Here is a 16,796-nt window from a genome sequence, read left to right on the forward strand (position 1 = left end):
ACTATGTGCATGACATGAATCGTATGCATTGGTATGGGAACTACGAGAATTTCCTAACGGACTAAAAGAATTATTCTTGATATGAAGGTTTAGTTAACAATGTCTTCATATTGCCTTATTCCGACATAAAACCGGCATAATTATTATGCACCGCCGATAACAAATCGGCGCTACGGAGTCAGCATTACCGCTAAATCAAGATGGCATATATAGAAGCCCCCATTGTTAGAATAAAAATTCCCCAGATAATTACTGCAAGGTTTCTCTCAAATTTGATGTTCCCAATTTCTGGTATAATAGCTTTTTTGTTTAAGGGAACGGCTACTCTAGCTAAGAGCATAAAGGTTGCTAGCAGCCCAAATGACCAGAAGCTTACGTTTAACGAAGGAAGGTCGAACTTTTTTTCAATAAAAAAATAAACCGGATAGCCTAGAATAGTGACAATATAAGCAGCTATACTAGGAGTTTTTCGGCTGAATATGGCAAACAAAAATACTGTTGCAATGACAGGTGCAGAACCATTGATCAACATTTGGCTATAGCGAAAGATGTTATCGGATGGTTGGAAAACCGCACCAAAAACCATAGATACAACAACTATTAATGGGATTATTTTTTTGAAGATAAGTACTTGTTTATGGTCGGGTGGGCTATCTACAGTAACTTTGGAAAATACATCTAATGATAGAATGGAAGCGGTAGAGTTTAAAAAACTATTGTAGGTAGTAAAAAGTGTTCCTATATATCCTGCAAGAATAAACCCTTGAACACCAACTGGTGCAACATTTTGAATAACAATAGGTAGTGTAAAGTCAGGGTGGGTTATTTGATCCGCAAATAATTCATACCCGACGATGCCTGGTATAATGAGAATAAAAGGAAGCATGAGCTTAAGAGAGGATACAAACAAAAGCCCTTTCTGTGCTTCTGACAATGAATTAGATGCTAGAAAAGATTGAGCAATAGGCGGGAAAAACCCAAAATAAAAGATGGATGTTACCCAAAGCCCACTAAAAACACCTGTCCATGGAAGATTTTTATCATCAGCGGCAAAAATGCCTTCTAACCTACCGTCGGCATTATCGTAAAAATTTTTCACCCCTTCTGTTTCAATAAAGCAGAAGATAAGTATTGCCAGGCCTGAAATGAGAAAGGATGAAATCACAATTAAATCTAGACGCAGCTTCCCTTTCATACCTCCAAAGTATATTACTATGCCCCCTAAGATAGCCACTGTAACAATGGTTGCTTCCCGACGGATATCAAATAATTTTTCTAGAAAAGTTGCGCTCGAGTTCAGAATGAGCATCAACATCATTAGGTTTATGGAAACAAAAAGAAAGCTAAAAACAAGTCTTAGGTTTCTTCCATATCGGTATTCCAAGTATTCTGGCAGTGTATGTACTCCTGCCCTTAAAAAGTACGGCACAATGTATATCGCAACAAAAATCAGAACAAAGGCTCCTATCCATTCAAAGCTTCCCATGGCAAGCCCATGGCTAAATCCATTGGATGCGGATGCAAGTATATATTCTATTTGGATATTAGTACCCAGAACAGAAACTGCTATCCATACCCAAAAAAGATTGCCGCCCGCTTTAAAAAAATCTTTACTGGATTTAATGCCGACTATCTTTTTAAAGAAGATATACGTTAGCAAAAGCAGAAATGCGATTATTAAAAAGTAATCAAGAAGTACAGCTTTCATCCTTTACATTTATTTGTCCCTACTCCTCATAATTTGCAATAAATTTCCAGTGCCACCAGCCAATGTTTTCTTGAACAACCTCCTGTATACAAGAAATGCTGTAATAATCAAGGCCACCAGCAAGCCTTGCCAAACCCCTTTTAAAGATTGTTGAAAATGCACTCCCAGAAAATAAGCCAAAGGGATACCAACAACCCAATAGACAATCATGGTTAAGTATGCGGAAGATTTAACATCTTCTACACTTCTCAAAATACCTGTAGCAGTAGCCTGTAGGCCATTATATAGTTGAAAGAAAATGATTATTATTAAGATGTCCGAGGTGATAGTAATGATCGTCTGGTCATTGGTGAAAAAGGAAAAAATAGACTTATTAAAGTATAAGAGGAACAAACCTGTTAGAACCATTACTGTTCCGGTCATGGCTATAGTAACAATTCCATTTTTTCTGATCAAGTCTTGTTTTTTCTGGCCAAAGTAATGGGCCACTCGAACAGAACCAGCAACTGAAATTCCAGTAGCTACCATATAAAATATAGCAATTACTCCCATTGCAATTTGGTGCGCAGCCAAAGCGCTAAGACTTATCCATCCAGTCATTACAGCGGCTACCGCATAAGCTCCAACTTCAAAGAAGATCTGAAAACCCGTCGGCAAGCCAAGCTTTAAAAGTTTTTTAATAACAGGGACTGTATTGAATTGGGATATCAACGGAGGCAAGTATACTTTAATAGAAGGTGACCTAAATACCACTATTACCAGCAATAAGGCCATAAATAATCTGGTAAATAGTGTGGCGATACCAGCACCTGTAGCACCTAATGCTGGAAAGGTAATGTTGCCGAAAATAAGGACCCAGTTTAGAAAACCGTTTAGTATTACACCTGCGAGTGTTATTATAACTGCCGGGTTTGAGAAGGATAGGCCGTCATTGAAGTGCTTGAGCGCCAAAAAAAGAAGCATGGGGAACATAGAGATACCAACGATTCTTAAATATTTTGCGGCGCTATAGTTAATGGCTTCTTCTTGACCAAAAATTCCAAAGTTGGCTGAAAGGATAATTAAGAAAGCTGCCACAACGAAACTAATGATTAAACTTAGTTCTATTCCAGACCTTAAAAACTCTCCACATTCTGACTTTTTATTAGCACCTTTTGAAGTGGCTATGATTGGGGTGAGGGCTGTCATTACCCCCATACCGATAACGGAGGTTACAAAAAATATCTGATTGGCTATTCCCACTGCTGCGAGCTCTGTTTTGCCATATTGACCGAGCATGACCGTATCGGTCAATCCCAATAGTACATTACCAAGTTGTGCTAGTATTATTGGAAAACTAAGTTTTAATATATCAATAGCAGCTTTTCTGATTGACACTTGTTTTTGAAAATTTATGAAAGTTTATGAAAATCGTAACATGTTCATTCAGCACTAACCGTTCGTTTACAGAACAGAGTTTCCAGGGTTAATCAATGTACGTTTTCATACGGAGTAAGTGCTTTTAGGTTCTGAATTACAATAGGTAATATTTTGGTTTTGTTTTTATCTATATTAATCAAACGTTCATCCTTTTTAGGTTTGTGGTGTATAGAAGGGTACAGGGGGATACAGATTTTCGTTTTCAATGTGGAAGTTTGGCTAATGATCCTAAAAAAGAGACTCGCTATTGCATGTATGATTTGGAATAAAACATCAAAAAAAAGAGTTGACAAGGATAGTCCTTATCAACTCTAGATTTTATAGGTGGTAAAAACGGTAGTTAATGTTTAAGCCATTTTATTGCTGTTTGTCCTTCTTCGGTTTTAATCACCACTAAATAAGTTCCAGTAGGAAGTTGAGAGACATCTAATTTAACATAGTCTGAAATATTAGATTCTTGGTTCATTAGTTTTTGCCCATGTAAATTGTAAACCTCTATAGCTGCCTTTAATGTATAATCGGCATTTATGCTAATGTTTATGTGGTCTGTGGCTGGGTTAGGGAATAAGTCAAACTGTGCCTTGCTCATTTGATCAATGGCTGTTACATCATCACATGAGTCATCTTCAGGAAATGATAGTAGGGCAGCAGCACTGTATTTGCTTGTTTCACATGAATCAATTACTAATAACCTGTACTTATTGCCTTCATGGCTCTGATGAACATTTATTGTTAAGCGGTAGCTTTCTGTGCCAGTGTATTCATCATTATTGGCAAGGTTTGTAAAGCCGTCACCTTCATCTACTTGCCATTGATAAGATAGAGTAGTTCCTTCTACTGTACTTGTTAATGTCACCTGTTCTTCTGGGCATGCCGTAATGTCTTCAGGTTCATTTAAAATAACTAACTCTTCACATGTTGGTGAAGTATAGTATTCAATCGTCCAAGTTTCCGCCGCTTCGTTTTCATTTCCAGCGGCGTCCCTTGCCACGCCTGCCGGCACGTCGACTGTAACTTCTCCCTCGCCGTCAGGGTTTATTTCTACCGAGTAACTGCTTCCTTCTCCACTAAACCTGTTCGGAGTGCCGCCTGATACTATCATGTCGTCAATGCTGAATCCAGTGACCTCTTTGCTGAAGTCGAAGTACACGGTAATCGGGCTAGTGTTTGTCGGGCTGCTTAGTTCGGATGAAATACTTACCGTCGGTGCTGTTCCATCGTAGATGATAGAGAATTGCTCCGCCTCTGTGTTTTCATTTCCTGCATGATCTCTTGCCACGCCCGCCGGTACGTCGACTGTAATTTCTCCGTCGCCGTCAGGGTTTATTTCTACCGAGTAACTGCTTCCGTTTCCTGTAAAATTATCCGCTGTACCGCCTGATACTATAATGTCGTCAATGCTGAACCCTGTGACTTCTTTGCTGAAGTCGAAGTCCACGGTAATCGGGCTAGTGTTTGTCGGACTGCTTAGTTCGGATGAAATGCTTACCGTCGGTGCAGTTCCATCGTAGATGATAGAGAACTGCTCCGCTGCTTCGTTCTCGTTCCCAGCGGCGTCTCTTGCCACGCCTGCCGGCACGTCGACTGTTATTTCTCCGTCGTCGTCAGGGTTTATTTCTACCGAGTAACTGCTTCCTTCTCCACTAAACCTGTTCGGAGTACCGCCTGATACTATAATGTCGTCAATGCTGAATCCTGTGACCTCTTTGCTGAAATCGAAGTCCACGGTAATCGGGCTAGTGTTTGTCGGACTGCTTAGTTCGGATGAAATGCTTACCGTCGGTGCGGTTCCATCGTAGATGATAGAGAATTGCTCCGCTGCTTCGTTTTCGTTTCCTGCCTCATCCCTTGCTACACCTGCTGGAACGTCGACAGTAATTTCTCCATCTCCGTCAGGGTTTATTTCTACGGAATAACTGCTACCGTCACCACTAAACCTGTTCGGAGTGCCGCCTGATACTATGATGTCGTCAATGCTGAACCCTGTGACCTCTTTGCTGAAGTCGAAGTTTACTGTAATCGGGCTAGTGTTTGCCGGGCTGCTTAGTTCGGATGAAATACTTACCGTCGGTGCGGTTCCATCGTAGATGATAGAGAATTGCTCCGCTGCTTCGTTTTCGTTTCCTGCCTCATCCCTTGCTACACCTGCTGGAACGTCGACAGTAATTTCTCCATCTTCGTCAGGGTTTATTTCTACGGAATAACTGCTGCCGTCACCGCTAAACCTGTTCGGAGTGCCGCCTGAGACAATGATGTCGTCAATGCTGAACCCTGTGACCTCTTTGCTGAAGTCGAAGTTTACTGTAATCGGGCTAGTGTTTGTCGGGCTGCTTAGTTCGGATGAAATGCTTACCGTCGGTGCGGTTCCATCGTAGATGATAGAGAATTGCTCCGCTGCTTCGTTTTCGTTTCCTGCCTCATCCCTTGCTACACCTGCTGGAACGTCGACAGTAATTTCTCCATCTCCGTCAGGGTTTATTTCTACGGAATAACTGCTACCGTCACCACTAAACCTGTTCGGAGTGCCGCCTGATACTATGATGTCGTCAATGCTGAACCCTGTGACCTCTTTGCTGAAGTCGAAGTTTACTGTAATCGGGCTAGTGTTTGTCGGGCTGCTTAGTTCGGATGAAATACTTACCGTCGGTGCGGTTCCATCGTAGATGATAGAGAATTGCTCCGCTGCTTCGTTTTCGTTTCCTGCCTCATCCCTTGCTACACCTGCTGGAACGTCGACAGTAATTTCTCCATCTCCGTCAGGGTTTATTTCTACGGAATAACTGCTACCGTCACCACTAAACCTGTTCGGAGTGCCGCCTGAGACAATGATGTCGTCAATGCTGAACCCTGTGACCTCTTTGCTGAAGTCGAAGTTTACTGTAATCGGGCTAGTGTTTGCCGGGCTGCTTAGTTCGGATGAAATACTTACCGTCGGTGCTGTTCCATCGTAGATGATAGAGAATTGCTCCGCCTCTGTGTTTTCATTTCCTGCATGATCTCTTGCCACGCCCGCCGGTACGTCGACTGTAATTTCTCCGTCCGTGTCAGGGTTTATTTCTACGGAATAACTGCTACCGTCACCACTAAACCTGTTCGGAGTGCCGCCTGATACTATGATGTCGCCAATATTGAACCCAGTGACCTCTTTGCTGAAATCGAAGTTTATGATGATCGGGCTTGCATTGGTCGGACTGTCAAGCTCAGAAGAGATAGTTACAGTAGGGGCAGTTCTGTCATAGATGATAGAGAATTGCTCCGCCTCTGTGTTTTCATTTCCTGCATGATCCCTTGCCACGCCTGCCGGCACGTCGACTGTTATTTCTCCGTCGTCGTCAGGGTTTATTTCTACCGAGTAACTGCTTCCTTCTCCACTAAACCTGTTCGGAGTACCGCCTGATACTATAATGTCGTCAATATTGAACCCAGTGACCTCTTTGCTGAAATCGAAGTTTATGATGATCGGGCTTGCATTGGTCGGACTGTCAAGCTCAGAAGAGATAGTTACAGTAGGGGCAGTTCTGTCATAGATGATAGAGAATTGCTCCGCCTCTGTGTTTTCATTTCCTGCATGATCCCTTGCCACGCCTGCCGGCACGTCGACTGTTATTTCTCCGTCGTCGTCAGGGTTTATTTCTACCGAGTAACTGCTTCCTTCTCCACTAAACCTGTTCGGAGTACCGCCTGATACTATAATGTCGTCAATGCTGAATCCTGTGACCTCTTTGCTGAAATCGAAGTCCACGGTAATGGGGCTTGCATTTGTCGGGCTGCTGAGTTCAGAAGAGATGGTCACCGTCGGGGCAGTACCGTCATATATGATAGAGAACGGCTCTGCTGCTTCGTTCTCGTTCCCAGCGGCGTCCCTTGCCACGCCTGCCGGCACGTCGACTGTGATTTCTCCGTCTCCGTCAGGGTTTATTTCTACGGAATAACTGCTTCCGTTTCCTGTAAAGTTATCCGATGTGCCGCCTGAGACGATAATGTCGTCAATGCTGAACCCTGTGACCTCTTTGCTGAAGTCGAAGTCGACGGTAATCGGGCTAGTGTTTGTTGGACTGCTAAGCTCAGAAGAGATGGTCACTGTAGGTGCTGTTCCATCGTAGATGATAGAGAATTGCTCCGCCTCTGTGTTTTCATTTCCTGCATGATCTCTTGCCACGCCCGCCGGTACGTCGACTGTAATTTCTCCGTCCGCGTCAGGGTTTATTTCTACGGAATAACTGCTTCCGTTTCCTGTAAAGTTATCCGATGTGCCGCCTGATACTATAATGTCGTCAATGCTGAACCCTGTGACCTCTTTGCTGAAATCGAAGTCCACGGTAATCGGGCTAGTGTTTGTCGGGCTGCTTAGTTCGGATGAAATACTTACCGTCGGTGCTGTTCCATCGTAGATGATAGAGAATTGCTCCGCCTCTGTGTTTTCATTTCCTGCATGATCCCTTGCCACGCCTGCCGGCACGTCGACTGTTATTTCTCCGTCGTCGTCAGGGTTTATTTCTACCGAGTAACTGCTTCCTTCTCCACTAAACCTGTTCGGAGTACCGCCTGATACTATAATGTCGTCAATGCTGAACCCTGTGACTTCTTTGCTGAAGTCGAAGTCCACGGTAATCGGGCTAGTGTTTGTCGGACTGCTTAGTTCGGATGAAATGCTTACCGTCGGTGCAGTTCCATCGTAGATGATAGAGAACTGCTCCGCTGCTTCGTTTTCATTTCCAGCAGCGTCCCTTGCTACACCTGCCGGCACGTCGACTGTAATTTCGCCATCACCGTCAGGGTTTATTTCTACGGAATAACTGCTTCCTTCTCCTGTAAAGTTATCCGCTGTACCACCTGAGACGATAATGTCGTCAATGCTGAACCCTGTGACCTCTTTGCTGAAGTCGAAGTCGACGGTAATCGGGCTAGTGTTTGTTGGACTGCTAAGCTCAGAAGAGATGGTCACTGTAGGGGCAGTACCGTCATATATAATAGAGAATTGCTCCGCTGCTTCGTTTTCATTTCCAGCGGCATCCCTTGCCACGCCTGCCGGCACATCGACTGTAATTTCTCCGTCGCCGTCAGGGTTTATTTCTACGGAATAACTGCTGCCGTCACCGCTAAACCTGTTCGGAGTGCCACCTGATATTATAATGTCGTCAATACTGAACCCTGTGACCTCTTTACTGAAGTCGAAGTCCACGGTAATTGGGCTAGCATTTGTTGGGCTGCCAAGCTCAGAAGAGATGGTTACTGTAGGTTCAGTTCCGTCATAGATGATAGAGAATTGCTCAGCCTCCGTGTTCTCATTTCCAGCAGCGTCCCTCGCCACGCCCGCCGGCACGTCGACTGTAATTTCTCCGTCTCCGTCAGGGTTTATTTCCACAGAATAACTGCTGCCGTCACCGCTAAACCTGTTCGGAGTGCCACCTGATATTATAATGTCGTCAATACTGAACCCTGTGACCTCTTTACTGAAGTTGAAGTCCACGGTAATGGGGCTAGCATTGGTCGGGTTGCTAAGTTCAGAAGAAATAGTTACAGTAGGGGCAGTTCCGTCATAGATGATGCTGAACTGTTCAGCCTCTGTGTTTTCATTTCCAGCGGCGTCCCTTGCCACGCCGGCCGGTAAGTCGACTGTAATTTCACCGTCGCCGTCAGGGTTTATTTCTACCGAGTAACTGCTTCCGTTTCCTGTAAAATTACCTGCTGTACCACCTGATATTATAATGTCGTCAATGCTGAACCCTGTGACCTCTTTGCTGAAGTCGAAGTCCACGGTAATGGGGCTTGTATTTGTCGGGCTGCTAAGTTCAGATGAGATGGCTACTGTAGGGGCAGTTCCGTCATAGATGATAGAGAACTGCTCCGCTGCTTCATTTTCGTTTCCAGCGGCGTCCCTTGCCACGCCTGCCGGCACGTCGACGGTGATTTCGCTGTCTTCGTCAGGAGTAATGTCTAAAGTAAAATAACCGCTGTTGTTCACAAAATTTGATGTGGAGCCTCCTTCAACAATAATATCCTCTTGTTGGAAGCCTACCACATTTTTGCTAAACTCGATTTTTACAGAAAATGGGCTTTCATTGGTAGGCCTGTTTACATCACTGGAAATGGTTACAGTGGGTGGGGTCTTATCAATAGAGATAATTTGACCTGAGGTATATGGTAAGCCAGAGATACTAGGCGCAACCCCTGTACTGTTTGACAGGTTTAAGCGAAGTGTGCCATCGCCGGTTCCTGTATTTACTTCTACAAGATAACTTTCCTCACTTCCAGAAACGTTGGTAATCTCATGCCCAGTAATGCCAGATGCTGTTAAATTGAAATTTGAGGTGCTTAAGCCTCTTACTGGCCCACTTAAGTTTACCTCAAAAACTATCTCTTCTCTGTTGGTAATTGCAGCGGTAGGTTCATATCGTTTAATAGATGTTACACTTGATAAGGTCGTAAAGCTTTGTTGTGTTCCGTAAGTTGTTCCTTCTGAATTTATGGCGTAAGCCCTGGTGTAGTATAAGGTTCCTGGGTTTAACCCGGTAACAGACTGGCTAAAGCTACCAGTTCCTTCGCCAATCGGTACCTTATTATCACTCGTAGTTGGATATGTGGAAGTGCTATACACGATTCCTCTTTCTGTCACTGTAGCTCCACCGTCATCTGTTACATTGCCACCCAAAGTAGCAGAGGTGGTGGTAATTGATGTGGGGCTTGAGGTTGTAACTGTAGGTAGACTTGCGGGAGGAGCTTCCTCAAAGACTACATTATTAATATCAAGTCTCCAAATTTCATTGGGTGTGCCGGTTGCTGAAAAACGAAACTCGTCGATATCCTCAAACTGATTTATTCCGGATACGTCTAAAGTCCACCACTCTTCTGAGTTCGTAAATGTATTTGTACCGGTCAGGGTGTAGGTAGCGCCCGGAACTGGCTCGTTATTTTTATAACCTATGACAGTTATTTCGGACTCAGGATCACCTTCTTCTGTATTATACCTTATCTGAAACTGGTATAGTTTAAATGAAAGCCCATTGGTGTTTTTGAAACTAATATAACTTATCCATTCACCAAACTGGCTGAAAGAAGCCAGGTATTGCTCATCAGCACCCATCAACCTCAAGTTTACCCCTAAGCCCCCTTTGTCATAAACAGATATATCCCAGCCTTCAACATTGGTTGCATATGCGGGAGAGGTGAAGCTAGGGACAGGGTCGTCATTAACGGAATTAAAAGTAGTTGTGCTTTGCCCCGACAACAAACTGGGCATTATGAGGAGAAAAATGAAACTCGATAGATACAGGAGTCTTTTTCCTTTAAAAAAGTGTATGTGTTTTTTCATATGGATAGTGGTTGTTAAGCAATGTTTAATAAAGCAAATTAGGTTCTTGCTCTTTACTTATATTTGAAAATGAGATAATTAAAAACTGGTTTGAGAACCATGAAGTTATACTGACTCTTTCTTAATTTCAAACAGCCAGGTAAGGATTCTGCCATCCACTTACATTTTCTCGATGAATATGTTCATACACTTGATTATTATATTCCAGTGCCTTGCCTTGTTCAACTACCATTTTACATATTCTTTTATTAGAAATATCTATTTGCTCGATATCGATTACTGGCAGTGCAAAAGATTGGTTCAGGTCAAAACTAATTTCACCACGGGGACTTTGGATTCTTTCGTTTTTAAGTAATTGTCTTGCGCTAGCAAAGTCTTTTTTACGTAAGGCAGGGTAGAGGTTCTTAAATAATAATCCCATTTCAAAGCCCAAAAGTGAAAAGATACCAGCTTTCCGGCCAAAGTTATTTTCAAATGAAGATTTGAATTGAATGTTCAAACTGTCTTGAGAGTGGTAGTTATAGAGGGAGGCAGCATAAGCACGTAACCCCAAGTTGGTAACAGAGGAAAGGATTTCCTCCGAAGCCATATGGGCCGTGATTAACAATGGTACCTTTCCATTCAATTTTGAAGCAGCAAAGGCTTCAAAGAACTCAGTAGCTTCACTTCCGCAAAAGATGGCATGAATATAAGAGGGAAAAGCCCTTTCCATATTCTTAAAGAATTCATCGATTTTACCCTTTACCATTGACTTGTTGGGGTCGCCATGCAACACACAATAGTCTATAACCTTGGAACCTGCTCCTATCGCCCCTTGTCTGAAGGCACTGTGTAAATGATAGCCTGAATCATACAGAGACATGACCACAGCTCCTTTGTCGCCAAACTCTTTATAGGCCCAGTTTCCGAGAGCATATTGCGACTGCCAGTATAACATGCTGTTGAAATAGACATGGTCAGAAACTAGGTTGAAATAGGGGATGTATTCACCTAAATCAAAAAAGAAACCTAATTTTTCATGTTTTTGAATTAGCGGAATAAGTTCAGGTACGCTTCTGTAACTGACAGGCCCGGAAATGACGTCTACAGCATCAAAAAACAAAAGTTTCTGAACTGCCTCTTTAACTCCTTTTGCTGTTGCCTGCTTGACATAGTCTGGTACAAAATGAAAAAAGTTTTCTCTGACTATAGTTTCTGGCAGGGCTGCATAGAACCCATCTGCTATATCCCTACTAGCATAGGGATATATTGATGAGCAGTATGATAATAGACCAATTTTAATCATTTGATGTGTATTATTTTCTTTGAGGAAATATGCCTTGCATTACGATCAGGTAATTTAGTGCAACAAAGGGTTGCCTGTTTTCGTGTGGCATATTTCCTCCAGTGGAGGCAACATTTACTTCTACGGGCACATCGTTAAAACTAGCTTTAGCATCTTCACCAGCACTTACTTCTACATTTACTGGTATTTTTGTGCCATCACTTGGCCCATAAAGATTATTGCCTATTCTAAACTCTGACAAGTCTGGTCCTTTGGCAGGGAAAGCATTTTCACCGGGAGTGCTAGAACTACCATATTGCGATGTGGCTGGCAAGTCGCCAGAAGCATGAAGAGAAGATATGGTCACAGGTGCAGAACCATTTAAAGCTCCTTGTGCCTGATGAGTGTGCGCCGGAATCTCATTTACATTCAGGGTTACCTGTTCCGCGCCGCCTGTTTGCCCGATTTGATAAGGTGTGATCCCTGCACCACTTCCAGTTCCTACAACTACCCTTCCTCTGGTATCGGGTAGATTAAAGTATGTGCTACCGTTACCGCCAAAATGGGTACCAATTAAAGCGAAAAGTGCTTGGTTCTGGGATATACTAATTTGTTGCCCGTGGCAATAATCCATTCCTACTGGGTCGAAGTTAAAAGCTGAGGGAAGAATTAATCCTAAATAAAGATCCATAAGATTCAGATGTTTAAAATGTTAAAAATTATTTTGCTCTTTCAAGATAAAGCCATTGATTGGTTATTGGTAAACTTTACTCCTGTTTGGGCTCCCAACAATGCCCACTTTTGACCAGAAATGGTACCTTCTGGTAGTTGGATTATGTTGACCCTTAAAAATTTTTTACCTACACAAGCAGCAAATACCTGCTGTTCATGGACAATAATTGTCCCCGGAGCTACTTCTGGAGCTTCAGTAAAATCAGCGGGAGAAACTTCAAGAATTTTTACGGGAATGGTTGAAATGTAAGTGTTTGCGCCGCCGAAAGCGGGGTTGCAGGCGTTTACCAGGTTTTCTATTTCATCTGCCGTATTTTCTTCCCAATTAATTTCAAGGTCTCTTGAAGAAGGCCTTTTTAAACTGGCCGTATTATCATGTTCTAAAGTATATGAAAAGTTTCCTGATGAAATTTTCTCGTACACATCATTAAAAACTTCTATTGAAAGAAAGCCAAGCCTCATAACATGGAGGCCATAATTTTCTCCGGGAAAAAAAGAAAATGGTTTTTGATAAAAAACTGGTCCGGAATCCAAGTTCTCATTTATTGCCAAAACTGAAATACCTCCCGTTTTTTCTCCGTTTTTTAGTTGCCAGAAAACAGGATCAGCACCTTTATATGCAGGCAAAAGACCGAAGTGAAAGTTGTAAAAGCCTAATTTGGGTATTTTTAGTAGGTTTTCAGGAATCAGATAGGGGAAGTTTATAACAATTACTAAGTCAGAGTTTTGCTCCATTAGCCATTGTGCAACTTTTATTTCCAAGCCTTGTCTGTCAGACTTAATAAAGGATATGTTTTTGGCACTCGCTGTTTTTTCAAGGCTAGAGGTGTGTGCATTGTTTTCGTCTACGGTAAGAATTCCTCGCAAAAACCGGCGGTCACTGATGTGGTTGATTAATGGTAAGGATAAGCTATGGCTAGAAAAAATGGTAATATTCATATCTGGTTTTATGAGCTTTTTTCGTTAAAAAAAACTTTGTGTCAGGCAAAGTTTTTTTGTTAATGCTTCTTATTTATATAGTTGTAATTTCTACTTATACTAGCAGGGCAAAATTAGGTTACTGATTTAACCTGAAATATGTATTAGAACTTTCTATTGCGTGGCAAAATAACTTCAAATCAGGCTCTTCGCTCGCATCTGGTTTTTGGCCATAGAGCCACTATGTTTTGTAGGCCAAATACGCTGATTTTTTTCTTTTGCCCCTCATAACGACATCAAATGCATAATACAGGTTGAAACATAAGGCTTCAAAACTATCATAACTTATTTTCACCTGCAAGATTTTACAGGCTCTTTACCAATCAGTTCTATGAGTTTTGGGTAAAGTTAGACAAGAGTTTGTTGTATATACTGTTATCCTGCCAGTTGACAGGCTCCTGCTGTTGGGCTTTTGCGGAACATTGCATTTATTGAGCTGCTATTTTTCTGCGAGATTCAGTTCCTGCTTAAGAAAGTATGAAGTAAAGCCATCTTCTGAAAGGGCTACTTCCTCAGGGCTTCCCTGGTTGACGATGCGCCCCCCTTTTTCTCCGCCTTCAGGACCGATATCTATGATATGGTCAGAAACCTTGACCACATCCAGGTTGTGTTCTATAATTAATACGGTATTGCCTTTGTCCGCAAGTTTGTTCAGAACATTTAGCAATTGTCTGATGTCCTGAAAGTGCAATCCTGTGGTCGGTTCGTCAAGGATGTAAAGCGTTTTTCCGGTATCTTTTCTGGAGAGCTCAGTGGCAAGTTTTACACGTTGCGCTTCACCGCCCGAAAGCGTGGTAGCATGTTGTCCCAGTGTAATATACCCTAGGCCGACATCGTAGAGACTTTTAATTTTTCTGATAATTCGCGGTTGACTTTCAAAAAATTCTACAGCTTGCTCTACCGTCATTTCGAGCACATCTGCAATAGATTTTCCTTTAAAGCGGATTTCCAATGTTTCCCTATTATATCTTTTGCCTTTGCATGTTTCGCAAGGTACATGTACGTCTGGAAGGAAATCCATTTCAATAAGTTTCATACCGCCACCTTCGCAGGTTTCACACCGTCCGCCTTTCACATTGAAAGAGAACCTGCCTGGTTTATACCCTCTGATCTTTGCTTCTGGAAGTTGGGCAAACAGAGAGCGGATTTCGGTAAATACTTCAGTATAAGTAGCAGGGTTAGATCTTGGTGTACGACCTATTGGGGTTTGGTCTACCTCTATTACTTTGTCAATGTTTTCAAGTCCCTCTACACTTTCATATTCCAGTGGTTTCTTCCTTGCGTTGAAGAAGTGGCTATTCAGCACCGGAAACAAAGTGTCATGGATTAAACTAGATTTTCCGCTACCTGATACGCCTGTTAAACAGATCATTTTCCCAAGCGGCAATTCTAGGGTGACATTCTTTAAGTTGTGTCCCTTAGCGCCTTTGAGTATTAAACTCTTGCCATTGCCTTCTCGCCTGTTTTCTGGTATGGCAATTTCTTCCTTACCATTTAAATAAGCTGCAGTGGTCGTCCGGCTGTTAACAAATTCTGCAGGCGTTCCTGCCGATACTACAGTGCCTCCATGTCTTCCTGCGCCTGGCCCTATATCTATAATATAATCACTTTCCAGCATCATGTCTTTGTCGTGTTCCACGACAAGTACAGAGTTGCCAATATCCCTAAGGTTTTTTAGTGCTGAAATAAGTTTGACGTTATCTCTTTGGTGAAGCCCTATACTCGGCTCGTCCAGAATATATAAGACACCTGTTAGCTGTGTGCCAATTTGTGTGGCCAACCTGATTCTTTGCGCCTCACCACCAGAAAGTGTACGTACCGTTCTGTCCAGGGTCAGATATCCCAAGCCTACGTCCAGCAGGAACCCCGTTCTTTTTCTTATTTCTTTGAGCACTTCCGAGCCAATACTACGTTGCCTGTCAGTCATTCTGTCTTCCAGTCCGTTTAGCCATTCGGCTAATTCTTCTAGGCCTTTCTGTGCGAGTTCGGCAATGTTTTTATTGTCAATTTTAAAGTAGAGCGATTCTTTTTTTAGCCTTGATCCATGGCACGCAGGGCATGTTTTTACAACTTTAAAATCCTCTAACCAATCACGGCCAGTGTCTTCTTCATTATGCCTGTTAAAGTAGTTCATCAAACCTTCGAACTTTACGACAACAGGAGTTTTCTTTTTGCCGTCTTTTACTTCAGTAACCTCTTCATTCCCATATAAGATGAGCCTTACCAAATCTTCTGGCAAATCTTGTACGGGAGTAATGACACTGTAACCAAATCTTTTAAGGAGTGCTTCAAGCTGCCTGAAAATCCATATATCTCTGTATTCCCCGATAGGGAGTATGGCCCCTCGACTGATACTAAGGGTCTTGTCTGGCATAACAGACTCCTCTGTAACCTCTTCCGTTTTGCCTAACCCTTTACATACTGGGCAAGCGCCATAAGGAGAGTTAAAAGAGAACATGTTAGGCGCTGGTTCATCATAGGCAATGCCAGATACTGGATCCATCAGGTATTTTGAGAAAAACAATGGTTTTTCTTCGCTGTTGTCTTCTGTAAGTGGCATGATTTGCAAAATGCCCTTACCGTGATTTAACGCTGTTTTTATGGATTGGGTAATCCTGTATTTGGCATCTTCCCGTACAACTAGGCGGTCTACCACAATCTCTACATCATGGGTTTTATATCTGTCTAGCTGCAGGCCAGGAACGAGCTCGGTCATTTCGCCGTCAATTCGGGCTTTGGTGAAGCCCATTTTTCTTATTTGGACAAATAGCTCTTTATAATGTCCTTTACGCCCTTTAACAACAGGCGCCAAGACCACAATTTTTCGGTTGTCTAATTTCTGTAAAATGTGATTGATGATCTGGTCTTCTGATTGACGGATCATCTTTTCACCTGTTACATAAGAATAAGCCTCTCCGGCCCTTGCATATAAGAGCCTAAGAAAGTCATAAATTTCAGTAATGGTACCAACCGTTGAGCGTGGGTTTTTAGAAGTTGTTTTTTGCTCAATAGAGATAACCGGGCTCAAGCCATTAATCTTGTCAACATCTGGTCTTTCCATGTTGCCCATAAAAGATCGGGCATAGGTAGAAAAGCTTTCCATATACCTACGCTGCCCCTCCGCATAAATAGTATCGAAGGCCAAGGATGATTTTCCGCTGCCACTGATGCCGGTAATTACCACCAGCTTGTTGCGCGGTATCAACAGATCTATGTTCTTTAGGTTATGGGCGCGAGCACCAAAAATTTCAATATTTTCATAACCTGTGAGGTCGGTATGGTGTATGTCAGATGTTTCTTTCAATGTTAAAAAAGGCTGATGAAAATACAACAAGTATTAGTATGTATGGGTTCTGCTCAACAAATATCCTTAAAAAATTGGA

General features: G+C 42.6%; 7 protein-coding genes. All 7 read right to left on the reverse strand.

The features are described 5' to 3' along the window. Positions 1-190 precede the first annotated feature (190 nt). The 7 genes from RCC89_04095 to uvrA all read right to left on the reverse strand — a co-directional run bounded on the left by RCC89_04095 (position 191) and on the right by uvrA (position 16,717). Positions 191-1,708, reverse strand: a complete 1,518-nt coding sequence (locus RCC89_04095) for a sodium/solute symporter (protein ID WMJ72344.1) — start codon at positions 1,706-1,708, stop codon at positions 191-193. A 9-nt stretch (positions 1,709-1,717) separates the two neighbouring features. Further along, the gene (locus RCC89_04100) at positions 1,718-3,085 is read right to left on the reverse strand and encodes an MATE family efflux transporter (GenBank protein WMJ72345.1); all 1,368 of its coding nucleotides are present in this window, start codon (positions 3,083-3,085) and stop codon (positions 1,718-1,720) included. A gap of 382 nt (positions 3,086-3,467) precedes the next feature. Continuing rightward, on the reverse strand, positions 3,468-10,367 hold the full coding sequence (locus RCC89_04105; protein ID WMJ72346.1) for an Ig-like domain-containing protein: 6,900 nt from the start codon (positions 10,365-10,367) through the stop codon (positions 3,468-3,470). 199 nt (positions 10,368-10,566) lie between these two features. Then, positions 10,567-11,724 carry an ABC transporter substrate-binding protein gene (locus RCC89_04110; GenBank protein WMJ72347.1) on the reverse strand — a complete coding sequence of 386 codons (1,158 nt, stop codon included), beginning with the start codon at positions 11,722-11,724 and terminating at the stop codon, positions 10,567-10,569. Positions 11,725-11,734: 10 nt separating this feature from the next. Continuing rightward, positions 11,735-12,394 (reverse strand): tail fiber protein, encoded by a 660-nt coding sequence (locus RCC89_04115; GenBank protein ID WMJ72348.1) that lies wholly within the window; start codon positions 12,392-12,394, stop codon positions 11,735-11,737. A gap of 41 nt (positions 12,395-12,435) precedes the next feature. After that, positions 12,436-13,374, reverse strand: a complete 939-nt coding sequence (locus RCC89_04120; protein ID WMJ72349.1) for a formyltransferase family protein — start codon at positions 13,372-13,374, stop codon at positions 12,436-12,438. 478 nt (positions 13,375-13,852) lie between these two features. Further along, a complete protein-coding gene (gene uvrA, locus RCC89_04125; GenBank protein ID WMJ72350.1) occupies positions 13,853-16,717 on the reverse strand; it encodes an excinuclease ABC subunit UvrA in 2,865 nt (954 codons plus the stop codon). Positions 16,718-16,796: the final 79 nt, after the last annotated feature.

The sequence above is a fragment of the Cytophagaceae bacterium ABcell3 genome (assembly GCA_030913385.1).
In the GTDB taxonomy this organism is placed as follows: domain Bacteria; phylum Bacteroidota; class Bacteroidia; order Cytophagales; family Cytophagaceae; genus ABcell3.

Excerpts from the sequence above, each read along its gene's own strand:
- RCC89_04095 (WMJ72344.1), bottom strand. The coding sequence starts at position 1,708 with ATGAAAGCTGTACTTCTTGATTACTTTTTAATAATCGCATTTCTGCTT.
- RCC89_04105 (WMJ72346.1), bottom strand. The coding sequence starts at position 10,367 with ATGCCCAGTTTGTTGTCGGGGCAAAGCACAACTACTTTTAATTCCGTT.
- RCC89_04110 (WMJ72347.1), bottom strand. The coding sequence starts at position 11,724 with ATGATTAAAATTGGTCTATTATCATACTGCTCATCAATATATCCCTAT.
- RCC89_04115 (WMJ72348.1), bottom strand. The coding sequence starts at position 12,394 with ATGGATCTTTATTTAGGATTAATTCTTCCCTCAGCTTTTAACTTCGAC.
- RCC89_04120 (WMJ72349.1), bottom strand. The coding sequence starts at position 13,374 with ATGAATATTACCATTTTTTCTAGCCATAGCTTATCCTTACCATTAATC.